This window comes from Streptomyces sp. NPDC058464 (genome assembly GCF_042721035.1).
In the GTDB taxonomy this organism is placed as follows: Bacteria; Actinomycetota; Actinomycetes; order Streptomycetales; family Streptomycetaceae; genus Streptomyces.
The window spans coordinates 92,528-115,223 of the sequence record NZ_JBHXMA010000010.1 but is presented as its reverse complement, the minus strand read 5'-3'; the positions used below and the strand labels follow the sequence as shown (position 1 = coordinate 115,223).

Annotated in this window: 23 protein-coding genes and 1 pseudogene; 15 read left to right on the top strand and 9 right to left on the bottom strand. The window is 71.9% G+C overall.

Annotation, left to right across the window (positions count from 1 at the left end; all coding sequences use genetic code 11):
* Positions 1-22 precede the first annotated feature (22 nt).
* Complete coding sequence (locus ACFWPQ_RS16000) at positions 23-775, bottom strand: dienelactone hydrolase family protein (RefSeq protein WP_384034085.1); 753 nt, start codon at positions 773-775, stop codon at positions 23-25.
* 325 nt (positions 776-1,100) lie between these two features.
* Between ACFWPQ_RS16000 and ACFWPQ_RS15995 the strand changes: the two genes are divergently transcribed.
* The 4 genes and pseudogenes from ACFWPQ_RS15995 to ACFWPQ_RS15980 all read left to right on the top strand — a co-directional run.
* On the top strand, positions 1,101-1,463 hold the full coding sequence (locus ACFWPQ_RS15995; protein ID WP_384034395.1) for a MarR family winged helix-turn-helix transcriptional regulator: 363 nt from the start codon (positions 1,101-1,103) through the stop codon (positions 1,461-1,463).
* On the top strand, positions 1,460-2,893 hold the full coding sequence (locus ACFWPQ_RS15990) for an MFS transporter (protein WP_384034082.1): 1,434 nt from the start codon (positions 1,460-1,462) through the stop codon (positions 2,891-2,893). Before ACFWPQ_RS15995 ends, ACFWPQ_RS15990 begins: the two co-directional genes overlap by 4 nt.
* A 33-nt stretch (positions 2,894-2,926) precedes the next feature.
* Positions 2,927-3,220 carry a DUF1330 domain-containing protein gene (locus tag ACFWPQ_RS15985; protein ID WP_384034080.1) on the top strand — a complete coding sequence of 98 codons (294 nt, stop codon included), beginning with the start codon at positions 2,927-2,929 and terminating at the stop codon, positions 3,218-3,220.
* Positions 3,221-3,285: 65 nt separating this feature from the next.
* A pseudogene (locus ACFWPQ_RS15980) lies at positions 3,286-3,540 on the top strand (L-rhamnose mutarotase); the annotation flags it as partial.
* Here ACFWPQ_RS15980 and ACFWPQ_RS15975 read toward each other — a convergent pair.
* From ACFWPQ_RS15975 to ACFWPQ_RS15950, 6 genes are all read right to left on the bottom strand, one after another.
* Complete coding sequence (locus ACFWPQ_RS15975; RefSeq protein ID WP_384034077.1) at positions 3,479-4,210, bottom strand: GntR family transcriptional regulator; 732 nt, start codon at positions 4,208-4,210, stop codon at positions 3,479-3,481. The pseudogene ACFWPQ_RS15980 and the gene ACFWPQ_RS15975 overlap by 62 nt on opposite strands.
* A gap of 74 nt (positions 4,211-4,284) precedes the next feature.
* Positions 4,285-5,262, bottom strand: coding sequence for an MBL fold metallo-hydrolase (locus ACFWPQ_RS15970; RefSeq protein ID WP_384034075.1), 978 nt, complete (start codon positions 5,260-5,262; stop codon positions 4,285-4,287).
* Between the two features lie 72 nt (positions 5,263-5,334).
* Positions 5,335-6,054 (bottom strand): hypothetical protein, encoded by a 720-nt coding sequence (locus ACFWPQ_RS15965; RefSeq protein ID WP_384034072.1) that lies wholly within the window; start codon positions 6,052-6,054, stop codon positions 5,335-5,337.
* Positions 6,051-6,920 (bottom strand): alpha/beta fold hydrolase, encoded by an 870-nt coding sequence (locus tag ACFWPQ_RS15960; protein ID WP_384034070.1) that lies wholly within the window; start codon positions 6,918-6,920, stop codon positions 6,051-6,053. Before ACFWPQ_RS15960 ends, ACFWPQ_RS15965 begins: the two co-directional genes overlap by 4 nt.
* 72 nt (positions 6,921-6,992) lie before the next feature.
* A complete protein-coding gene (locus ACFWPQ_RS15955; protein WP_384034067.1) occupies positions 6,993-8,276 on the bottom strand; it encodes a sensor histidine kinase in 1,284 nt (427 codons plus the stop codon).
* A 43-nt stretch (positions 8,277-8,319) separates the two neighbouring features.
* Positions 8,320-8,997: a response regulator transcription factor gene (locus ACFWPQ_RS15950; protein WP_384034064.1), complete on the bottom strand. Its 678-nt coding sequence runs from the start codon at positions 8,995-8,997 to the stop codon at positions 8,320-8,322.
* A 174-nt stretch (positions 8,998-9,171) separates the two neighbouring features.
* Here ACFWPQ_RS15950 and ACFWPQ_RS15945 point away from each other — a divergent pair, with 174 nt between their 5' ends.
* From ACFWPQ_RS15945 to ACFWPQ_RS15915, 7 genes are all read left to right on the top strand, one after another.
* A complete protein-coding gene (locus tag ACFWPQ_RS15945; protein WP_384034061.1) occupies positions 9,172-9,564 on the top strand; it encodes a hypothetical protein in 393 nt (130 codons plus the stop codon).
* Positions 9,565-9,710: 146 nt separating this feature from the next.
* On the top strand, positions 9,711-10,463 hold the full coding sequence (locus ACFWPQ_RS15940) for a YqjF family protein (protein ID WP_384034058.1): 753 nt from the start codon (positions 9,711-9,713) through the stop codon (positions 10,461-10,463).
* 115 nt (positions 10,464-10,578) lie between these two features.
* Positions 10,579-11,793: a carbohydrate-binding protein gene (locus ACFWPQ_RS15935; protein ID WP_384034054.1), complete on the top strand. Its 1,215-nt coding sequence runs from the start codon at positions 10,579-10,581 to the stop codon at positions 11,791-11,793.
* Between the two features lie 139 nt (positions 11,794-11,932).
* The gene (locus tag ACFWPQ_RS15930; RefSeq protein WP_384034051.1) at positions 11,933-12,709 is read left to right on the top strand and encodes a polysaccharide lyase family 7 protein; all 777 of its coding nucleotides are present in this window, start codon (positions 11,933-11,935) and stop codon (positions 12,707-12,709) included.
* Positions 12,710-12,796: 87 nt separating this feature from the next.
* Positions 12,797-13,594: a DUF4389 domain-containing protein gene (locus tag ACFWPQ_RS15925; RefSeq protein WP_384034049.1), complete on the top strand. Its 798-nt coding sequence runs from the start codon at positions 12,797-12,799 to the stop codon at positions 13,592-13,594.
* Positions 13,595-13,635: 41 nt separating this feature from the next.
* Complete coding sequence (locus tag ACFWPQ_RS15920) at positions 13,636-14,091, top strand: hypothetical protein (protein WP_384034046.1); 456 nt, start codon at positions 13,636-13,638, stop codon at positions 14,089-14,091.
* A gap of 154 nt (positions 14,092-14,245) precedes the next feature.
* The gene (locus tag ACFWPQ_RS15915; protein WP_384034043.1) at positions 14,246-15,220 is read left to right on the top strand and encodes a hypothetical protein; all 975 of its coding nucleotides are present in this window, start codon (positions 14,246-14,248) and stop codon (positions 15,218-15,220) included.
* Positions 15,221-15,267: 47 nt separating this feature from the next.
* Here ACFWPQ_RS15915 and ACFWPQ_RS15910 read toward each other — a convergent pair whose 3' ends face one another.
* Together ACFWPQ_RS15910 and ACFWPQ_RS15905 are read right to left on the bottom strand one after the other, a co-directional pair.
* Positions 15,268-18,642, bottom strand: a complete 3,375-nt coding sequence (locus ACFWPQ_RS15910; protein WP_384034040.1) for a pyruvate carboxylase — start codon at positions 18,640-18,642, stop codon at positions 15,268-15,270.
* Between the two features lie 194 nt (positions 18,643-18,836).
* Complete coding sequence (locus ACFWPQ_RS15905) at positions 18,837-19,655, bottom strand: hypothetical protein (RefSeq protein WP_384034037.1); 819 nt, start codon at positions 19,653-19,655, stop codon at positions 18,837-18,839.
* A 272-nt stretch (positions 19,656-19,927) separates the two neighbouring features.
* Between ACFWPQ_RS15905 and ACFWPQ_RS15900 the strand changes: the two genes are divergently transcribed.
* From ACFWPQ_RS15900 to ACFWPQ_RS15885, 4 genes are all read left to right on the top strand, one after another.
* A complete protein-coding gene (locus ACFWPQ_RS15900) occupies positions 19,928-20,209 on the top strand; it encodes a hypothetical protein (RefSeq protein ID WP_384034034.1) in 282 nt (93 codons plus the stop codon).
* Positions 20,210-20,348: 139 nt separating this feature from the next.
* The gene (locus ACFWPQ_RS15895; protein ID WP_384034031.1) at positions 20,349-21,947 is read left to right on the top strand and encodes an ATP-binding protein; all 1,599 of its coding nucleotides are present in this window, start codon (positions 20,349-20,351) and stop codon (positions 21,945-21,947) included.
* Positions 21,944-22,351, top strand: coding sequence for a roadblock/LC7 domain-containing protein (locus ACFWPQ_RS15890; RefSeq protein ID WP_089103557.1), 408 nt, complete (start codon positions 21,944-21,946; stop codon positions 22,349-22,351). Before ACFWPQ_RS15895 ends, ACFWPQ_RS15890 begins: the two co-directional genes overlap by 4 nt.
* Complete coding sequence (locus tag ACFWPQ_RS15885; protein ID WP_384034028.1) at positions 22,348-22,695, top strand: DUF742 domain-containing protein; 348 nt, start codon at positions 22,348-22,350, stop codon at positions 22,693-22,695. The genes ACFWPQ_RS15890 and ACFWPQ_RS15885 overlap by 4 nt, the downstream gene beginning before the upstream one ends.
* The last annotated feature ends 1 nt before the right edge of the window (position 22,696 follow it).

Sequence of the window (22,696 nt, the reverse complement as noted above, 5' to 3'; positions counted from 1 at the left end):
TGCCGGACCGGCTCCGGCGCTGTCACATTGAAGTACGCCCCCCGCTCCCGGGTTCGGTCACGGGCAGGCACTCGGCGAGCAGGTCGACGACGTCGCGCCAGGCTCGCTGCGCGTGCCGTGGGTGGTAGCCGACACCGGGGACCGTGGGGTGGTCGACCGGCGGGTGGTGGAAGGCGTGCAGGGCGCCGCCGTAGACCGTGAGGCGCCAGTCGACGCCCGCGGCCTGCATCTCGGCGGTGAACGCGTTCCGTTGCGCGGGCGGCATGATCGGGTCTTCCGAACCGACCCCGGCCCACACCGGGCAGCGAATGCGCGCCGCCTCGCCCGGTCGGCCCGTGGTCAGTGCGTTGACAGTCCCGATGGCCTGCAGGTTGACGCCGTGGCGCCCGAGTTCCAGCCCGATGGCGCCCCCGGTGCCGTAGCCGACGGCGGCGATCCGGTCGGGGTCGGTCCGTGGTTCGGCGCACAGCACGTCGAGCGCCGCGTGGCCGATATCCCGCATCCGGTCGGGATCAGCAAGCAGCGGCAGACAACGGGCCAGCATCTCCTCGGGGTCGCCCAGATAGCGCCCGCCATGAAGGTCGAAGGCCAGCGCTATGTATCCCAGCTCGGCGAGAGCGTCGGCCCGGCGACGCTCGACGTCGCTGAGCCCCATGCCCTCCGGTCCGAGCAGCACCGCGGGCCGGCGGTCGACCCCGGCCGGGAGCGCTAGGTGCCCGATCATCGTCAGACCGTCGGCCGGATACTCGACCGTACGCGTCGTCATCGTCGTCATGAGACCGGACCGTAGTGATCGTCGAGCCCGGTCCGGCCGGTGTTCTGCCACCGGCAGAACAGCGCGGGTATCGCTCTGCGCTGTCGGATCACCTGCCCGGGCCACGGTGTTGGAGGCTGACCCTCGCAGCAGGATTCGCTGTCCGACTTCCGTGACCGGCTCGCCGAGGGCGGTCGCGCCGGTCGACCATTTGCATAAACTATGAATATAAAAATGCTATGCTTCGAGGGTGAGTCGTCAAGACACCGCTCCTGGTGCGTCCGCCGCCATCGGGGCAGCCCTCTACGGCCTGGCCACCAGGGCCGCGAGACGCCTGCCCCGGGACATGAGCCTGACGTCCGCCGCCACCCTGGCCACCCTGGACCGGACCGGCCCGCGGCGCATCACCGATCTGGCCGCGGTCGAGGGCGTCACCCAGCCCGCGATGACCGCCCTGGTCCGGGTGATGGAGGAGTCCGGCCTGGTCGAGCGGCGGGGCGACGCCTCCGACAAGCGGGTCACGCTGGTGTGCCTGACCGAGGCCGGCGCCTCCTATGTCCGGACGCGGCACCAGGCGGGCGTCCACGCGTTCGAGCGGTTGATCGGCGAGCTCACCGGCGACGAGATCGAGGCGCTGGTGGCGGCCCTTCCGGCGCTGAAGCATCTGGCAGAGCTCGAAAGCCAGGACCGCGAAGGGCCGAAGCAGTGACCGGGCAGCCGGTCGGCGGGGTCGCGGCGAAGGCGTTCCCGGTGGCGCGTTCCGAGGCGCGGCTGCTGGTCCCCGCCCTGGTGTTCATCGCTCTGGTCGTGGCGGCGGTCGCCAGCCTCGGGACACCGCTCATCACCAGCGTGGCGACCTCGTTCCACGTCTCGCTCGGCAGCGCGCAGTGGACGCTGACCGTCGCGCTGCTCAGCGGCGCCGTCGCCACGCCGGTCCTGGGCCGGCTCGGAGCCGGCCGGCACCGGCGGGCCACGATCCTCGCCACGCTGGCGGTCGTCGTCGCCGGCAGCGCGCTCACCGTGCTGCCGCTGCCGTTCGCGTGGCTGCTGGCCGGCAGGGCGGCCCAGGGCGTCGGGCTCGGGCTGACGGCGCTGATGATGGGCGTGGCCCGGGACCACCTCCCCGAGGAGCGCGGCGCGGCCGTGATCGCCCTGATCTCGGTGGTCTCGATCATCGGGGCAGGCGTCGGCTACCCGCTGGCCGCACTGCTCGCCGAGCTCGGCGGGGTACGGGCCGCCTACGGCCTCGGCCTGGTCGTCACCGCCGCCGCCCTCCTGACCGCGTGGCGTTCCATGCCCGAAGCCCCCGAAGGCCGCTCCGCCCACGTGGACGTGGCAGGCGCGGTCGTCCTGGCCGCTGCGCTGCTCCTGGTGCTGTTCCTCGCCGGCGAACGGAATCTGTGGAGCCGGCACCTCGCCGTGGCGGCGGGCCTCGCCGTCGTCGCGGTGGTGCTGCTCTGCGTCTGGGCCGTCGTCGAGCTGCGCAGCACGACGCCCCTGGTCGATGTGCGGGCGGTGCGGCACCCGGCGGTCGCCGGGGCGAACCTCGCCATGTTCGTCGGCGGGATCGGCATGTACCTCCTGCTCACGCTCATCACCCGGTACGCGCAGACGCCGCACGGCGCCGGCTACGGCTTCGGGCTGACGACCTTCGTCGCCGGGCTGGTCCTCATCCCGTTCTCGGTGCTGGGGTTCGTCGCCGGCAAGCTCACGCCGCGGGTCCGGACGCGGATCGCCGACCCCCTGCTCCTGGCCGGCAGCGCCGTCGTGGTCGGCGGCGGGTTCGCCCTGTTCGCGGCGGCCCGGTCGGACCTGGCCGAACTCTTCGCGGCGATGGGCGTGCTCGGCCTCGGCGTCGGCGGCTTCTCGGCCGCGATGCCCGGCGTCATCCTGGCCGTCACCCCCAGGAGCGAGACGTCGAGCGCCATGAGCTTCAACTACGTCGTCCGCAGCGTCGGGTACTCCCTGGGCAGCGCCATCGGCGGCCTGATCCTCGCCGCGGGCACCGGCCCCGGCCACCTCTTCCCCGACGACGGCGCCTACACCACCGCGGCGCTGGTCGGCATCGGCGCCATGGCGATCACGACGCTGACAAGCCTCGCTCTTGCCCGCCGACGCTCGTCCGAGACCAACCCGTAAGTCAGATGCACTCGTCCCGACACTGGAGGTTCCATGCCCAAGGGCTACTGGGTCAGCGTGTACCGCACCATTTCAGACCCTGAGAAGCTGGCTGCCTACAACAAGCTGGCCCCGCTGGCCGTCAAGGCCGGGGGCGGCCGGGTCCTCGTCCGTGGCGGTCGGGTCGTGGCGCATGACGCCGGAATCGCCGAGCGTACCGTCCTGATCGAGTTCGACAGCTTCGAGGAGGCCGTCGCGGCGCACGAGAGTGCGGCCTACCAGGAGGCGCTGGTCGCCCTCTCCGACGGCGTCGAGCGCGACTTCCGCATCGTCGAAGGCATCGACTGACCGGTTGAACGACTCGACCTTGTCGGTCGCCGCGGTCACCCGTCGGCGAAGCGGCACACCCCAACTACTCGTTCCACCTGCTCGGCGACCGGCTGTTCGCCTACTTCGAGTACCACGGCGGGGATGTCGAGGCGGACCTGGCGCTGATGGCGGCCGACGAGGCGACCCGGGTGTGGTGGCGGCTGACCGCGCCCTGTCAGACGCCGGTTCCGGAGGCGGCCCCGGGTGAGTGGTGGGCCACGGCGGAACAGGTGTTCCTCATGGAGCAGCCGGCTCGTCGCCGCCGTCGTCCTCGAGCTGGCGCTCCATGCTGCGGGTGAGGTGTTCGGTCATCGCCTCGGCCGCCCGCTCGGGGTTGCGGCGCAGCACGGCCCGTACGATCCGCTCGTGCTCGGCGACGGTCGGGCCGCCGGCCCCGACGACGTCGCCGAGCCGGAAGATGTGCAGGTGCGCGTGGAGGCGCTGCACGGCGTCGGCCAGCAGCGGCCGGTGCGCGGCCTGTCCGATCGCCTCGTGGAAGCGCTGGTCGAGGCCGGCGAAGTCGCGGTAGGACGCGTACCGGCCGTTCGGGCTGGGCTGGGCCTGCATCTCCTCGAGGATCCGCTCCAGGCCGTCCAGCTGTTCCTCGGTGGCGTTGACGGCGGCCAGGGCGGCGGCCCTCGGCTCCAGCAGCAGCCGCATCTCGAAGAGCTCCGCGAGGCCCTGACGGGTCAGCAGCTCCGTGGCCCGGTATCCGGACAGGGCGCGCTTGACCACCAGTCCGTCGGACTCCAGCCGGGCCAGCGCCTCCCGGACCGGGGTGGGTGAGACCTTGAGGGCGCGGGACAGCGCGTCGATGCCGACGCGGGCGCCGGGGGCGATCTCGTGGTCCATGACCATCGCCTTGATGCTCTCGTACACGCTGTCCGACAGCGCCTGCCGGACGGGGGGACCGTTCTGCTCGTCGCCCTCGCCCGGAAGCCCGGCCGCGGAAGAGGTGTGCGGCGGCATCCCGGACCCTCCTCCTCAAGACCTGCGTGGCACCCCCAGTTTACCCAGGTGGGCGGGGTGGGCGGCCGGTTGCGTCAGCGGAAGGAGAAGACGGTGAAGGCCGCCATCTCCGCATTGGCCGGCGCGCTCGCCTCGAAGCCGTAGTACTCGCCGTACTTCGGTCGCAGCAGGTCCACCGCGTCCCGCGCCACGGCCGCGAGCTGCGCCGGGAACCAGGCCGAGTGGGCGCCCTGGGAGGGGTCGATGAAGTCGCTGATGGGATGTGCCTTGAAGGCCTGGATGACCGCGTCCCGCATGTCCCGGTAGTAGCCGAGTTCGAACTCGACGTCGGCGCGGGAGCCGACGTTCCCGTGGCCCGCGGAGAGGAAGTCCCAGGTCATGTCCCGGACTTCGGTCAGGTTGCGGTCCGCGAACAGGAAACGCTCGTTGCCGGTGAAGTGCCAGAAGGGCGGCTGGTCCGGGCCCATCAGGTCGGGACAGTGCACGATGTTCTCGCCGGCCAGCAGCCATGCCGAGTGGTCGTCGGTGTGCGCCGCCCACTCGAAACCGTGCATCCGGACCGTCAGGTCCTCGAAGGTGAAACTCCCCTCCGGCCACGCGACCGTCTCGGTCGGACGCGGCAGCACGCTGTCCACGGCCCCGAGTTTCCGGGCCGTCTTGTCACTGGCCACGATCCGCAGCGCGCGGCCGTCGTGCCGTGCCGCCTCGACGTACCTGGGGGCGTCGCCGATGTGGTCCGCGTGGAAGTGGGTGTAGACGACGGTGGAGACGGGCTTGGGCGTCACCGACGCGATCGCCGCGACGACGCCGTCGTAGCAGTGCTCGATCGGGTCCATCAGGAGGACGGACTCCTCCCCCACGTGGAACAGCGTGGCGAAGACCCCCACCTCGACCCAGTACGAGCGCTCCGACAGCCTCTGCAGGACGAACGGCTCGGTCATGGCCCGCCGGAAGAGCTGGTCGACATGGGCGCCCACCGGGAGGACGAGGTCCTTCGAGGGAGCGACGAACCGTCCGCCGGTGGTCGAGGGGAAAGTACGGATTTCGGTCATGCTCTCAACCTCTCCCGTCGTCGGACGACGGAGTCGGACAACGGACTCGGACGACGGAGTCAGACGACGGAGTCAGACGACGGAGATCTCGTCGAGATCGATGGTGATCAGGCGTGGTTCGGGCAGCGCGTGTCCGTCGTCCTGCACGGGCACGATGTAGCGGTGGGTGGGGAAGACCAGTCCCGACACCTGCACGTGTTGTTCGGCGAAGTGTGCGGCGGGGGTGCCGCCGAGGACGTCGGGCGCGTAGTCGTGGCGCCGCAGCAGACCGGAGTGGTCGTAGGAGAGGACCTGCTCCGTGCAGTGGGTGGCCATGTCGTGCGGGAACCGGGCCCGCAGCCGGCGCCACTCCGCGCCGGCCTCCCGCCACGGCTCCGTCTCCTCGACGACCACGCCGGGCCGGGTCAGCAGGTAGGGGGCCGTGAGGTAGTTCCACATGGCGTAGCCCGCGAAGTACAGCACGTCGAGCCGGTCCCACGGGGTGTCCGGGTCGTGGCCGAGGAGGGCCTCGCGCGGAGCGGTCCGTTCGGCGACGACGTCGCCGTCCCGCCGCTCGACCGCGACCCGCTCCGGCGTGAACACACCCCGCAGCTCGGCGCCGGTGAAGCGCTCGAAGACCAGTCGCTGGCGCTGCACTTCGACGCTCATGTCGGCGTCGGCGAGGATGCCGTCCTGATCGACCTGGGACCACAGGACCCCGCCCAGGGACCCCGTGGCGTGAATGGTCTCCGCCTCTCGCCACCGTGGGAGGCCCCCGTGGGCGTGCAGGACGAGATCCAGCAGGTCGCTCACGCGGCGTCGTTCCCTTCAGCGGCCTGCGGCCGGGCCAGGAACCGGGTGACGTCGGCGGCGAACTCGTCGTGGTGCTGGAAGAGGAACCCGTGCGCCGCGTCCGGGTAGATCCGCAGCTCCGCGCCGGGGATCAGCCCGGCCAGCAGGTGGGAGTAGCGCGGCAGGATCATCGGGTCGCTGTCGCCGTTGGCGACGAACACCGGCACCTGGATCGCGGTCACCCGCTCCAGGAGCCCGACATCGGGGATGCCCCAGGCGCACACCGCGTCGTACTGCGCCTGACGCGTCTGCCACGTCGTCGGCGTGTCCAGCTCGCCCCGGGTGAACATGCGGCCGAGCGCGGCCTCGCCCGACTTCCGGCTCTCGGCGGACCGGGTGTAGAAGACGTCGAGCATCTTCGCGGGGTCGGTCCTGACCTGTCCGACCGAATCGATGACCCACTGTGCCCACCCGTGCATGCCGGGCGCTCCCTGGGGTGCGGACGAGGCCAGCACGAGACGCCGTACCAGCGCCGGCCGGATCAGCGTGATCTCCTGGGCCACGAAGGACCCGAGCGAGAACCCGAGGACGTCGACCTGGTCCAGTTCCAGCGCGTCGATGAAGGCGATGGCGTCCACCGCCATCTGCGCCACCGTGCCCGGCGTGGTGCCGCCGGATCCGCCGACGCCGGTGTTGTCGAAGGCGATGACGCGCCGGCCCCGGGCCAGGGCGTCCACCAGCGCGGGGTCCCAGTTGTCGAGGTTGCCGCGGAAGTGCACCAGCAGGACCAACGGCACACCGCCCTCGCCGACCTCGCGGTACGCGTACTCCACGCCGCCCGCGGCCGTCACCTTGCTGATCGGCGCCTCGGTGTAGCTCTGCACCATCGGATCCACCTCTCCCCGGAGTCTGCGACCGGCCTCGGGAGGGCTTCCCGGCCGGTTCCGCACCAGGGTCGATCAGCCGTGGGCGGCCTGTCCCTCACATGAACGGGTGAGGGCGGTGGCCGTCCGGGGCAGGGTCAGCACGAGGCGGGCGCCGGGGTCGGCGGCGCGAGGTGGCTGGGCGGTGAGCGTCCCGCCGTGGGCGGTCGCGATGTCGCGGGCGATGGCGAGCCCGAGACCGGTGCCGCCCGCGTCGCGGGTACGGGCGTTGTCCAGCCGGGTGAAGCGGTGGAAGACCCGTTCGCGGTCGGGTTCGGGGATGCCCGGCCCGTCGTCGCGGACCTCGACGACCGCTTCGCCCTCGGTGTGGCGCATCTCGACGGTGACGGTGCTGTGCGCGTGCCGCAGGCCGTTGTCCAGGAGGTTCGAGAAGAGGCGGGCGAGTGCGGTACGGCTGCCGAGGACCGGCTCGTCGGGCTCCGCGGGCGCGACGAGGACGACGGGCCTATGGGGGTACCGCTCGGCTATGGTCCGGCGCAGGAGGTCGGTCACGCCCAGCGGTTGGAGTTTCAGCGGCCGGTGCGCGTCCAGGCGGGCGAGGAGCAGCAGGTCGTCGACGATCTCCTCGAGACGGACGGTGTCGCGCAGCGCCTCCCGGCCGACCGCGGGCCACTCGGCGCGGTCGGGGCGGGCCAGGGCCAGTTCGAGACGGGCCTTCAGGGTGGTGAGGGGGCCGCGCAGTTCGTGCGAGGCGTCCGAGGTGAAGGTGCGCAGCCGCTCGACGGCGCGCTGGAGCTGGTCGAGGGTGCCGTTCATCGTCTCGGCCAGCGAGGCGACCTCGTCCTCGGAGCCGGGCACCGGGACCCGGTTGTGGAGACTGTGGGCCGTGATGTCGGCGAACTCGGCACGGATGTCCTCGACCGGCCGCAGCGCCCGGCCCATGGCGTACCAGTTCAGACCGGCCACCAGGAGGACCATCAGGGCGGCGCCGGGGACCAGGGCCCAGGTCAGGATGACGACGGCGGTGCGGGCGGGAGCCAGGTCGGGGTACGCCTGCACCAGCATCAGCCCGGCGGTGGTGTCGACGGAGGCGGTCGCCTCGCCGTCGTCGGACTCACCGGTCTGCGTGCCGTGGGAGTCGTCCCCGGTGACCACGGTGACGTCCGGCAGGGCGGTCAGCACCTCCGCCACGGGTGCGCCGGCGTCGAGTCGGCGGGCGGCCTGCTCGACGTGGTCGCGGGCCGCGGTCCGGGCGGAGCCGACCAGGTTGGTGTGGACGGCGTAGAGCAGTACCGCCGAGCTGGCGGCGAGGGCGATACCGGCGACGAGGGCGACGGCCAGGGTGGCACGGCCCCGCACCGTGCGCGGCCACAGCCGCGGGCGTCGCCGTCGCCTGCTGCGGTCAGGATCCGTCGGAGCGGAGTCGGTAGGCTCCGCCGGGTACGGTTTCGATGCTGGCCCGGCCGAAGGGCCGGTCGATTTTTCGGCGTAGCGCACTGACGTTGACCTCCACGATGTTCGGACCGCCCTCGTACGCGCTGTCCCAGACGTGTTCGAGGATGGCGGCCTTGGTGACGGCGACGTCCGGGGATGCCGCGAGCAGTACCAGGACGTCGAACTCACGGGGCGTGAGGGCGATGTCCGTACCGGCGCGGCGGCAGCGGCGGGCGCCGGTGTCGATCTCCAGGTCCCCGAAGTGCCGGACGATCTGCCGTTCGGGGCGTGCGCGGCGCATCAGGGCGTGCAGCCGGGCGATGAGGACGACGAAGGAGAAGGGCTTGGTGAGGTAGTCGTCGGCGCCGGTCTCCAGGCCCTCCGCCTCGTCGTACTCGCCGTCCTTCGCGGTCAGCATCAGGATCGGGGTGTTGTCGCCGGCCGCGCGAAGGTGGGCGCAGACCTTGTAGCCGTTGAGCCCGGGCATCATCACGTCGAGGATGATCACGTCGTAGCTGTCGGCGGCCGCCCTGGCGAGGCCGTCGAGGCCGTCGCCCACGGCGTCCACCGCGAACCCCTCTGCCCGCAGGCCCTGTTGGAGCAGCTCCACGAGCCGGGCGTCGTCGTCCATCACCAGCACACGCATGCCGTACACCTTGCCTCACCGGTGACGCGCGGTGCTGAAGGGGATCTTCAGGACGTTCAGCGGATCTTCAGCGGACGGCGGCGAGAGTCGGGGACGTACTCGTTCCCGACGGGACCGGAGGCCGCACCGGGTCCGGTGGCTCCACGTCCCGTCACCCCAGAAGGAGCTGATCCCATGAAGACACGTTGGCGCGGCGTCTCCCGCCGCCGAGGCCTGCTGATCACCGGCGTCGCCGTCGCGCTCCTCGCCTCGGGCGGGGCCGCCGCGGCGGCCTCCGGCGACGACGGCACGACCGACGACCCCGGCATCACGCTCACCGAGGTGCCCGGCGCGGTGCCGACCGACTGGACGCCGGCGACTCTCACCCCGGTGGACGGCGCCACTCTCACCGAGGGGGACGGCGTCACCCTCACTCCGGCGGACGGCGTCACTCTCACCGAGGTGCCGGGCGCGAAGCCCACCGACGTGCAGCCGGGCCAGGCCACCGCCCTGCCGCACCAGCCCGTCGTTGTCGAGGACGGCGGGGACGGCGGGGACGGCGTGACGCTCCCGGGCCACACGCGGTAGGTGCCGGTCAGGTCCTTGTCGCAGGCGCCCGGCCGGGCCCACCCGGCCGGGCGCCTCGTGCGCTCCCGCGCGGCGATCGGAGTCGGCTCCCCCAAGCCGCCCCCGCCCACCGCCCCCTCGTACTGGCGTGCTATCACCGATGTTCCATGGAGACCGTGCCGACTGTGCCGACCGAGCCGATCACCCCGTCCACCCCACGGCCCGTACGGTGGCCGACGATGGTGCAGGGGTGGCACGAACTGACCTTCCTGCACTGGCCGGTGGAGCCGGAGCGGGTGGCGGGGCTGCTGCCCGCCGGCACCCGGCCGGACACGCTGGACGGGGTCACGTACGTCGGTCTCGTCCCGTTCCTGATGCGGGGCACGGGCTTCGGGCCGGGGCCGGGGCTGCCGTATCTGGGCACCTTCTGCGAGACGAACGTACGGCTGTACTCGGTGGACGGGCACGGCCGGCGAGGGGTGGTGTTCAGGTCCCTGGACGCGACCCGGCTGCTTCCGGTGCTGATGGGCCGGCTGGGGTTCCGGCTGCCGTACATCTGGTCCGCGATGCGGCTGCGCCGCGAGGGCGATGTGATCACGTACACCTGCCGGCGGCGGCGCCCGGCGGCCGCGAGCCGGGCAGTCGTCCGGATCGGGGCGCCGATCGCCGAGCCCTCGCCGCTGGAGCGGTTCCTGACCGCGCGCTGGGGGCTGCACGTGACCTGGCACGGCCGTACCGCGCACCTGCCGAACGAACATGCGCCCTGGCCGCTGCACCGGGCCGAACTCCTGGATCTGGACGACGAGTTGGTGGCGGCAGCCGGCCTGCCCGCGCTGTCCGGGCCGCCGGTCAGCGTGCTCTGGTCGCCCGGCGTGAAGGTGCGGTTCGGGACGATGGAACTGCTCCGCCACGCCAGGTAAAGATTTCGTATGGTCTAGTCCAAAGGGGGCTTTGGTCCAGTCCAATTCATTGACGTGACCGCGACACCTCCGGAAGCTGGGACCACCCCACCTCCCCGGCCCCCTGGAGGCACCAGTGAGACCCCTTCGCGCATGTCTCGGCGCGGCGGCAGCCGTCACCCTCGCCGCCGCCGGCACCACCGCGCTCGTCGCGAGCAACGCCTCGGGCGCGACCACCGCGCTGAGCAACCGGTGGTACGCGGCCGCCCCCTACCTGATGCCCCTGGACAACAACCCGCCGGACGCGGCCGCCATCATGGACGCCAGCGGCCTCAAGGCCTTCCAGCTGGCGTTCGTCCTGGCCCCCAACGGCGGCGACTGCTCGCCCACCTGGGGCGGCACGGCGGCGGTCTCCTCGGACACCGCGGTCCAGTCGGTGATCAACACCATCCGAGCCAAGGGCGGCGACGTCTCCGTCTCCATCGGCGGCTACGGCGGCACCAAGCTGGGGCAGACCTGCGCGGACGCGGCCTCCACGGCGGCGGCCTACCAGCAGGTCATCACCAAGTACGGGCTGCACGCGATCGACTTCGACCTGGAGGAGCCGGAGTACGAGAACACCGCGGCGATCAGGAACGAGATCGGCGCCGCGAAGATCCTCCAGCAGAACAACCCGGGCCTGTACGTGTCGGTGACGACGGCCGGCACGGCGGACGGGACCGGCTGGTTCGGCAAGCAGATGCTGCTGGAGGCGAAGTCGCAGGGGTTCACGCCCAACAACTTCTCCATCATGCCGTTCGACGGCGGTTTCAGCGGGGCGGCCTCGCAGACCAGCGCGCTCACCAACTTCAACTCGATCCTGCAGTCGACCTTCGGCTGGGACCAGGCGACCGCCTACGCCCACGAGGGTTTCTCCGGGATGAACGGGCGCAGCGACACCGGCGAGTACTTCACCCAGGCCGACTTCCAGACCGTGCTCGACTACGCGACGAGCCACAACATGGACCGCTTCACGTTCTGGTCCCTGAACCGCGACCGCCAGTGCTCCCCGGTCGACAACAACGGAACCACGTCCGGAACCTGCTCCAGCGTGGCGCAGAGCGCCTGGGACTTCGCCAAGTACTCGGTGAAGTTCGCGGGGGTCACCCCGCCGACCACCACCCCCACTCCCACACCCACCCCGACACCCACTCCCACCTCCTGCAAGACCGCCTGGAGTGCGTCGGCGGTGTACACGGCCGGGAACGAGGTCTCGTACAACAGCCACAACTGGAAAGCCAAGTGGTGGACCCAGAACGAGGTGCCCGGCGCCTCCGAGTGGGGTCCCTGGCAGGACGAGGGCGCCTGCTGACCCCTTGACGGGATTGGTCCGGACCTTTACCTTCACGGGTCATTGAGGGTTACGGATGCGTCCGGAGTTCACATACATGAACCTCCGGATCTCATGCAGTGGACTCCGGACGCATCCCTCCGACGAAAGGACCCCCCACGTGAACCGATCCCGGCTGCTCGCGGCGCCGACCGCCGCGGGCCTCTCCCTCGCCCTCACCGTCCTGTTCGGCGGCAGCGCGGACGCGGCGAACCCGAACGTCGCACCCGGCGGCAACTTCGACCTGTCGATATGGCAGCTCCAGGAGCCGGTCGGCTCCCCCGGCTCGCCGACCACCATCTCCTCGTCCCGGCTCCAGGGCGCCAACGGCTACCAGGACGCGTACTTCTACACCGACACCCGCGACGGCGCGATGACCTTCTGGGCACCCGAGAAGGGCGTCACCACCCCGAACTCCAACTACGCCCGCTCCGAGCTGCGCGAGATGAACCGGGACGGCAGCGCCGCGAACTGGTCGCTCAGCGGCAGCCACAAGATGAGCGCGACCCTCCGGGTGGTCTCGGTGACCAAGAACGTGTGCGTGGGCCAGATCCACCTCGGCACCGGCGGCTCGTCCACCAAGCCGCTGCTGGAGCTGTACTACCGCTCGAACGGCGACATCGTGCTCGGCACCGAGAACTCCCCGGACGGCGGCCAGACCACGCACAGCGTGGGCAACGTGTCGGTCGGCAAGACCTGGTCGTACACCATCTCCGTCTCCGGCGGGAACATCATCAACCTGACCGTCAACGGCACTACGACCCACTACGCCATTCCGTCCTCCTTCAATCAGTACAAGCAGTACTTCAAGGCGGGCTCGTACAACCAGTCGTCCTCCGACAGCACGACCAACGGCGCCCGCGTCGCGTTCTACGGTCTGACCGTCACACACGGCTGAGTTCGGCTCGTCCACCCTGGCGGGGGCCGTCGTTCCGCCGCACGATGGAGAGGCCGTCCGCGCCGCGGCCGAACGACGGGAGGACTCATGACGCAGAGCTGGGGGCCACAGCCTCCCGCAACGGCCGACGGCCCCGAGTGGCGGCCGGAGCTGGACATCCCGGGGCCCGGGCAGCAGCGCCGCTGGACGGTGCTGCTGCGCTGGCTGCTGCTGGTACCGCAGTTCGTCGTGCTCTGCCTGCTCGGCATCGCGGCGTTCTTCGTGACGGTGGCCGGCTGGTTCGCGGCGCTCGTGCTGGGCCGGCTGCCCGACTCCATCGCCTCGTTCCTCGGCAAGTACCTGGCCTACGAGACCCGGATCGCGGCCAGCTCCATGCTGCTGGTCGACCGGTATCCGCCGTTCGCCCTCACCGCACCCGACTACCCGGTGCAGATCGAGCTGCGGCCCACCACCCTGAACCGGCTGGCGGTGCTGTTCCGGCTGATCCTGATGATCCCGGCGGCGATCATCGCGAACCTCGTGACGACGGGCTGGTTCGCGATCGGCTGGATCTTCTGGATCATCGGGATCGTGCTGGGCCGGCTGCCCGGTCCGGTCTTCGGGGCGACGGCCGCGGTCGCCCGCTACCGGATGCGGTTCGGCGCCTACCTCAGCATGCTGTCGCCCGTCTACCCGAAGGGACTGCTCGGCGACCCGCCCGTCGCGAAGGAGGAGGCCCGCTCCGCCACCCGGCCGCTGGTCCTGGACACCGCCGCGAAGGTCCTGATCTGGGTCTTCCTGGTACTCGGCCTGATCACCCAGATCGGCTCCCGCTCCACCGGCGACCACGACATGAACGGACTGGCGAATACGCCGCAAGTGGTACATCTCGCGGGACGGTCGTAGCGTCGAAGGGAACAGGTACGGCCGAACGGGCGGGAGCGACCATGCGCAGACCAGTGGTGGGAACGGCGATCGGACTCGGGGCGGCCCTGCTGCTCACGGCAGGCATGACGACTGCTTCCGCGACGCCGCCGACACCGTCCGCGTCGCCGGCGTCGGCCCAGCACCCCGTGCTCGTGGACTGCCTCTGGCACCAGCGGTTCCGGCCGAGCGACTTCCTGCTGGCCTGCGGCGACGGCAACAGCATCCTCACCGGCATGCACTGGACCCAGTGGAACGACAGGACGGCGGTCGCCCAGGGCGTGAACGTGGTGAACGACTGCAAGCCGTACTGCGCGGCCGGCAAGTTCCACAAGTATCCGGTGACCGTACGGCTCGACCGCCCGACGGCCTGGACGAAGCACCCGAACGTACAGCACTTCACGCGGATGAACCTGACCTACTCCGGTGCCCGGCCGGAGGGATACACGCAGGTCATGAACTACCCGATGTGGAACTGACCGGGGCCGTCACCCGGCTGGGCGGCACGCGGGGCCCTGCCGTGCGCCGGGCGGGCGACGTCGCGGCCACGGCTGCCGCGGCCCGGGGACGGCGAAGCGTCATGTTGGTGTGACCGGTACGCCGGAGTTTCGCGCTCCCGTCGAAAGAGGTCACATGCCCCGATTCCCCCGCCGGGCCGTCGCCGCCCCGGCCGCGGTCGCGATCGGCCTGCTCGCGGCGGTTCCGGCCGCGAGTGACGAGCCGGTCCTCTCCCGTCCCCACACCGTCGCCTATTTCGACCTGACCCGCGGGCAGACGCCCGAGAGCGTCGTCGCCGAGCGGGGCGGCACGGTCGACGTCTCCTTCGCGTACGCCCGGCAGGTCGTCAAGGTCACCCGGGAGCGCCGGGTCCGGGTCCTCGCGACCCTGCCCGACGAGAACAACCCCCGCACGCCCCTCGTGGGCAGTGCGGTCACGCACGGCCTGGCCCGCGCGCAGGACGGCACGCTGTACGTCAACTACGCCACCGGCACCGGCCTGACCGGCGTCTGGCGCATCCCGGCGGGCGGCGGCACACCCGAGCAGATCGGCCGGCTGCCCGCGGACGGCCTGCCCGACGGACTGGCCCTCGACGAGAAGCACGGCGTGCTCTACGCCGCCGACTCGGCGCTGGGCACGGTGTGGCGCATCCCGGCGTCGGGCGGTACGGCCACGGCCTGGGCCACGGGCACCGCGCTCACCGGGCTCCCGTCGGCCACCGGCTTCGGCGTGAACGGGATCAAGGTCCACAAGGACGCGGTGTGGGTGACCAACACCGACCGGGGCACGCTGCTGCGCATCCCGGTGGGCGCGGACGGCTCGGCGGGGCCGGCCGAGACGCGGGCGACCGGCCTCACCGGGGTCGACGACTTCGTCTTCCCCGGGCACTCGGACCTCGTGCTCGCCGCGCTCAACCCGTCCAACGAGGTCGTGCTGGTCGGTCCGGACGGCGGCCACAGCACCGTCCTCTCCGTGCAGGAGGGGCTGTCCAACCCGACCTCGCTGGCGGTACGCGACCGCGACGTGTTCGTGGCGAGCGCCGGCTACCTCACCCAGCGCGACCCGAACCTGGTGAAGGCCCGGCTGGGCGCGCACTTCTCCCGCTCGTAGCCGGAGGGGAGGGCCGGGGCGTCCGGCCCTCCCTCGCGGCCACGGCCTCAGGCGATCTCGACCAGCAGGTCGCCGCCCTCCACCTGCTGGATGCGGTTGATGGCGAGCCGGGAGATCCGGCCGGCCTTCGGGGCGGTGATGGTGGCCTCCATCTTCATGGCCTCGATCGTGGCGACCGTGGCGCCCGCCTCGATCTCCGCGCCTTCGGCCACCGCGAGGGTGACGACTCCGGCGAACGGGGCCGCGACATGGCCGGGGTTGGCGCGGTCGGCCTTCTCGGTGGCCGGGATGTCGGAGGCCGCCGCCCGGTCGCGGATCTGGATCGGCCGCAACTGTCCGTTGAGGCTGGACATCACCGTGCGCATGCCGCGCTCGTCGGCCTCGCCGACGGCCTGGAGCTCGATCAGCAGCCGGACGCCGGGCTCCAGGTCGACCGAGTACTCCTTGCCCGGGCGCAGCCCGTAGAAGAAGTCCTTGCTGTCGAGGACGCTGGTGTCGCCGTAGGTCTGGCGGTGGGTGTCGAACTCGCGGGTCGGGGCCGGGAACAGCAGCCGGTTGAGGGTCGTGCGGGGCTCCTTGGCCAGGCCCTCGCGGTCCTCGGCGGTCAGCTCCGGTGCCGGCTTTGCGGCGGCGCGGCCCTGGAGGGCCTTGGTGCGGAACGGCTCGGGCCAGCCGCCGGGCGGGGTGCCCAGCTCGCCGCGGAGGAAGCCGATGACCGAGTCGGGGATGTCGAACTTGTCGGGGGTGGCCTCGAAGTCCACCGGCCGTACCCCGGCGCCGACCAGGTGCAGGGCGAGGTCGCCGACCACCTTGGAGGACGGGGTGACCTTGACCAGCCGGCCGAGGATCCGGTCGGCGGCCTCGTACATCGCCTCGATCTCCTCGAAGCGGTCGCCGAGACCGAGCGCGACGGCCTGGGTGCGCAGGTTGGAGAGCTGACCGCCGGGGATCTCGTGGTGGTAGACGCGGCCGGTCGGGGAGGCGAGGCCGGCCTCGAAGGGGGCGTAGACCTTGCGGACGCTCTCCCAGTACGGCTCCAGGTCCTCGATCGCGCGCAGGTCGAGCCCGGTGGGGCGCTCCGAGTAGTCGGTCGCGGCCACGATCGCCGACAGCGAGGGCTGCGAGGTCGTACCCGCCATGGAGGCGACCGCGCCGTCCACCGCGTCGGCGCCCGCCTGGATCGCGGCGAGGTAGGTGGCCAGCTGGCCGCCCGCGGTGTCGTGGGTGTGCAGGTGGACCGGGAGGTCGAACTCGCTGCGCAGCGCCGAGACCAGCTTGGCGGCGGCCGGGGCGCGCAGCAGGCCGGCCATGTCCTTGACGGCGAGGATGTGCGCGCCCGCCTCGACGATCTGCTCGGCGAGCCGCAGGTAGTAGCCGAGGGTGTAGAGGCGCTCGCCGGGGTTGGACAGGTCGGCGGTGTAGCAGAGGGCGACCTCGGCGACGGCGGTGCCCGTCTCCCGTACGGCCTGGATGGCGGGGCGCATCTGGCCGACGTCGTTGAGGGCGTCGAAGATGCGGAAGATGTCGATGCCGGTGGCGGCGGCCTCGTGGACGAAGGCGTCGGTCACCTCGGTCGGGTAGGGGGTGTAGCCGACGGTGTTGCGGCCGCGCAGCAGCATCTGGAGGCAGATGTTGGGGACGGCCTCGCGCAGGGCGGCGAGGCGCTCCCAGGGGTCCTCGGCGAGGAAGCGGAGCGCCACGTCGTAGGTGGCGCCGCCCCAGCACTCCAGGGAGAGGAGTTCGGGCAGGGTGCGGGCGACGACCGGGGCGACGGCGAGGAGGTCCTTGGTGCGCACGCGGGTGGCGAGCAGGGACTGGTGGGCGTCGCGGAAGGTGGTGTCGGTGATGCCGACGGTGGGCGACTCGCGCAGTCGGCGGGCGAAGCCCTCGGGGCCGAGTTCGACCAGCCGCTGGCGGGACCCGGCCGGGGGCTCGCCGTCGGGCAGCGGGGGCAGCTTGGTGGTCGACTCGATGAGGTGGGGGCGCTCGCCGTGCGGCTTGTTGACGGTGACGTCGGCCAGGTAGGTGAGCAGCTTGGTGCCGCGGTCGGCGGAGGAGCGGGCGGTGAGCAGGTGCGGGCGCTGCTCGATGAACGACGTGGTGATCCGGCCCGCCTGGAAGTCCGGGTCGTCGAGGACCGCCTGCAGGAAGGGGATGTTGGTGGCGACACCGCGGATGCGGAACTCGGCGACGGCACGCCGGGCGCGGCCGATGGCGGCCTTGAAGTCCCGGCCCCGGCAGGTGAGCTTGACCAGCATCGAGTCGAAGTGCGCGCTGATCTCCGTGCCCGCGTGGGTGGTGCCGCCGTCGAGGCGGATGCCGGAGCCGCCCGGGGAGCGGTAGGCGCTGATGCGGCCGGTGTCGGGGCGGAAGCCGTTGGCGGGGTCCTCGGTGGTGATACGGCACTGGAGGGCGGCGCCGTGCAGCTTCACCGTCTCCTGGGAGAGGCCCAGGTCGGCGAGGGTCTCGCCGGAGGCGATGCGCATCTGGGCCTGGACCAGGTCGACGTCGGTGACCTCCTCGGTGACCGTGTGCTCGACCTGGATGCGCGGGTTCATCTCGATGAAGACGTGGTTGCCGCTGCGGTCGAGGAGGAACTCGACGGTGCCGGCGTTGCGGTAGCCGATCTCGCGGGCGAAGCGGACCGCGTCGGCACAGATGCGGTCGCGCAGCTCCGGGTCGAGGTTGGGCGCGGGGGCCAGCTCGATGACCTTCTGGTGGCGGCGCTGGAGCGAGCAGTCCCGCTCGAAGAGGTGGATGACGTTGCCCTCGCCGTCGGCGAGGATCTGCACCTCGATGTGGCGGGGGTCGACGACGGCCTTCTCCAGGAAGACGGTCGGGTCGCCGAACGCGGAGGCCGCCTCCCGGGAGGCCTGCTCGATGGACTCGCGCAGCGCGGCGGGGTCCTCGACCCGGCGCATGCCGCGGCCGCCGCCGCCGGCGACGGCCTTCACGAACACCGGGAAGCCGATCTCGTCGGCGGCGCGGACGAGTTCGTCGATGTCGTTGGAGGGCTGGGAGGAGCCGAGCACCGGTACGCCGGCGGCGCGGGCGGCGGCGACCGCGCGGGCCTTGTTGCCGGTCAGCTCCAGGGTCTGGGCGCTGGGCCCGACGAAGGTGATGCCCGCTTCCTCGCAGGCGCGGGCGAGTTCGGGGTTCTCGGAGAGGAACCCGTAGCCGGGGTAGACGGCGTCGGCCCCGGCCCGGCGGGCGGCGCGCACGATCTCCTCGACGGACAGGTAGGCGCGCACCGGGTGCCCGGGTTCCCCGATCTCGTAGGCCTCGTCGGCCTTCAGCCGGTGCAGCGAGTTGCGGTCCTCGTGCGGGAACACGGCGACCGTGCGCGCACCCAATTCATAGCCCGCGCGGAATGCGCGGATGGCGATCTCTCCACGGTTGGCGACCAGCACCTTGCGGAACATCCCTGGATCCCTTCAGCCTGCCGGCGACGAACACCATGGTGTCAGCAGCGCCCGTCCGTAGCTCGCCGCAACATTAGGGGTTGCCCGAACCGGCTGAAGTGCGAAAACCATCACATTGACGTCGTTGAGCACTTGGGCGGGTCGGCCGCGTGACATATGGGGTTTCGGGGGAAGCCGGGAGGGTCGGGAAGTCCTCAGGGCAGCCGGAAGGACGGCACGGGGTGGCGCGGTGGGCCCGGGCGGGGCAGCGGCGGGTCCGACCGGGGCGGCGACGGTGTGGCGTCCAGGCGTTCCATGAGGCGGGCGGGGAGCGGCAGTCGGCGGCCGTGCAGCAGGCCGAGGACGATCGCGGAGGCCACGGCGATCAGGTGCTCGCGGCCGGCGAGGTTCGGTACCGCGACGGACTCCCAGACCATCGAGCCGCCGGTGAGGGTGAAGACGACGGGGGCACGCCGGACCACCGCCAGGTAGGTGAAGAGGCCCACCACGGCGGCGGACGGCCCCGTGTCGAGGATCCGGCCGACCTCCGGGGGCAGGCCGAAGCCCCACCAGCCGGGGCCGAGCGCGACCATCACCCGCGCGGTCATCGTCCCGGCGAGGGTGGTGAGGTACGCGACGGCGAGGGTGCGGCCGCGGCCGAGGGTGAGTTCGGCGAGCGCGAAGGCGAGGAAGAGCTGGGTGATGCCGGCCCAGACCGGCAGGTCGAGCGCCGGGACGTAGAGCGACACCGGGGTGCGCAGCAGGGAGAGCCACAGGGGCAGGTCGGCGGTGACGCCGCCGAGGTGCCACACCATCCTTCTGCCGAAGGGGTGCTGGGCGACGGCGTGGAAGAAGATGACGCCTAACGCGGCCACGAACGCCAGCACGAGCCCGGAGAGTCCGCGCCGCACCAGCTGCCGTACCGGCTCCACCACGATCGCGTGCCATTCGTCGCGCAGTGTGCGCCGCACGAAGCGGACCGCCCGCGCGGCCACCCGGCTCCAGTCGCCTTCCATGAAAGGCATCGCCCCCATCGACACCGCCCCCGTCATCGGCCTGCGCCCCCCAAGAGGTTCTCCGCGCCCAAGCCGTTCCACGCGCCATCGTATAGACGTTTGGATCATTTGCGACGATGCGGGAGCTACGGCCGGTCGGACAGCGACGTCGGATTTATCACCCGTCCACGGCTGAACCCGCTCGGCCGTGTTCGCGTCCCCCTCACGGGTGTCCCGGCAGAGGATCAGTCATCCGGAACGGGGTCGCGGAGTTGTGCGCGGCAACGGTCCCGCACCGCGACAGCGCCGCGGTGAACCTGTTGCTGGAGCAACCGGGCGGGACCGGTGCACCGGAGCTCGACTCGGCGGAATCCGGACGGGTCACCGACACGGTCGGCGTCAGAACCGGAACGGGCGGCCATGACACCGCCAACGATGTCTCGGTCGCCGCCCTCTCCACTCACGCCGATGGCGCCGCCGAGGCCGGCTATCCCCTGGTCAGAGCGACCGCGACGGTGGTGGCGGACGTCTCCGGACGCCGCGTTGAACAAGATCGTTCACAGTCGGGACACAGCAAGTCGCCTTCTCCGTAGCCGGTTTTCTGCAATGAGACCGGAACCGTTCTGTTTCGATCACGAACTCTCGTATAGTGACGCGCAGTTTCAGCACCGAGCGTCACAACTCCTTTACCGGACACACATCCCTACCTGCTCCGAGGACCTGACCGGACCGATGACCGCGCCCATGCATCCCGGCGATCGCCCTTCCCTCCGAACGCTCCTTCCGGCCTTCGCGCTGACCGGCGTGGTGTCGGGCCTCGCGGTCTTCGCCGCGGTGACCGCCGCGCCGGCCTCGGTACGCACCCCCCTCGCCCTCGGCGCGAGCGCCGCCGCGCTGCTGCTGTGCGCGTCGGTGGCCTGGGCCGCGCACGCGGCACGAGCCGCCCGCGGCGCCCGGCGCCGGCTGGAGGCGGTGAGTCAGGACATCGGCCGACTGCTCCAGCAGCAGGCCCGGACCACCGAGGAGGCCCGCCAGGAGCAGCAGCGGCTGATCGACGAACTGGCCCAGCAGCGCAGCGAGTTCGCCGACTCCTTCGAGCAGGAGCGGGCGCGGATCCACCAGGACAGCGGCCAGGAACTGGACTGGTACCAGCAGGAGCACGCCCGGCTCACCGACGAACTGGAGCGGGCCTCCCGGGAACGGGCCGCCGCGATCGCCGCCGCAGGCAACGCGGCCGGGCGGATGCAGGCCCTCGCCACCGCCACCCTCGCCGACCTGCGGGCCATGGAGGACCGGCACACCGACGAGGACGTGCTCGCCGACCTGCTGCACCTCGACCACCGCACGGCCCAGGCGGGCCGGCTCGCCGACTCCATCGCCGTGCTCACCGGAGCGCGTTCCGGCCGCCGCTGGGCGCGTCCGATCGCCATGGAGTCCATCCTGCGCGGCGCGATGGGACGCATCAGCGGCTACCGGCGGGTGCGGGTGCACTCGGTGAGCGAGACGGCCGTCGCCGGGCACGCCGCCGAGGGGGTCATGCACGCGCTGGCCGAACTCCTCGACAACGCGGCCAACTTCTCGCCCCCCACGGCCGAGGTCCATGTGTACGTGGAGGAGGTGCCGGCCGGGGTCATCGTGTCCGTGGAGGACAGCGGGCTGGTGATGGGCGATGTGCAGCTGCGTCGCGCCGAGCGGGCGGTCACCGGTGACAGCACCGAGCTGGGCGGCCTCTCCGGCACCCGGCTCGGGCTCGCGGTGGTGGGCCGGCTGGCCCGCAAGCACGGCCTGAAGGTGTCGTTCCGGCCGTCGGCGCGCGGTGGCACCGGGGTGCTGATGCTGGTCCCGCAGGACCTGCTGACCCGCCCGGTCGCCGACGAGCCCGCGGCGGCGAAGGAGACGGAGCAGGCCGCACCGGTACCGGCCCCGCTCGACCCCGTACCCGTGCACGAGTCCGCCGAGCCGGACGAGGACGATGAAGGGCCCACCGGGCTGCCCAGGCGGCGCCGTGGCCGGACCCTCGCCGAGGCCGAGCGCCGGTCGGCGCCGCAGCCCGCGGAGCCGCGCCCCGCGCCCGGCGCCGCGGACGCCCAGGTCCGTGCCGCCCGCTTCAACAGCTTCCGGCAGGCCGTCCGCCCGGCCGCGCCCGACAGCGCGGAGCCCCTCGCGGAGCCCTTCACCGAGACCTCCGCCGACGCCTCGGGCCCGGCCGTCGAAGCAGCGCCGTACGCGCCCACCCCCGTACACGACCCGGTCCCCGCGCCCCAGCCGGAGTCCGAGCCCGAGCACACCTCCCACCCGCACGCGTACCCGGAAGGCGACACCACTTCATGACCGGCAGGACCACCGCCGACGACAAGCTCACCTGGCTCATCGAGGGCCTCCTGGAGCGCACCCCCGGCGCGCGGCACGCCCTGGTGCTCTCCCGCGACGGGCTGAAGCTCTGCCGTACCCCGGAGCTCTCCGTCGACCAGGCCGACCAGCTCGCGGCGATCGCCGCCGGCATCCAGTCGCTGTCGCACGGGGCGTCCGTCGAGTTCGGCGACGGCAGCGGCGGCGTGCGGTCGGCGATGACCGAGTTCTACGGGGGCGTGCTGTTCATCGTGGAGGCCGGCGAGGGCGCCCACCTGGCCGTGGTGACCAGCGAGGACGCCGAACCCGGGCTGGTCGGGCACAACATGAGCGAACTGGTCGAGCAGCTCGGCGAACACCTGACCGCGCAGCCCCGCACGTCATGAGCCGCCCCGGCAGGGACGACGCGCCCGACCGTCTGTACACCATCACCGGCGGCCGCAGCAGCACCGGTCCCGACAGCCCCTTCGACCTGGTCACCCTGGTCGTCGCGGAGTCGGAACCGGCGGTCGGCATGCAGTCGGAGCACGCGGCGATCCTGCGCCTGGCCGAGTTCCCGACCTCCGTGGTGGAGATCGCCGCGGAGCTGAAGCTGCCGGTGAGCATCACCAAGGTCCTGCTGTGCGACCTGCAGGCGGCCGGCCGGGTCAGCGCCCGCCATCCCTACCGGCCGGCCATCACCGACCCCGACATCCTGGAGCAGGTGCTCGTTGGACTCCGCAATCTCTGAC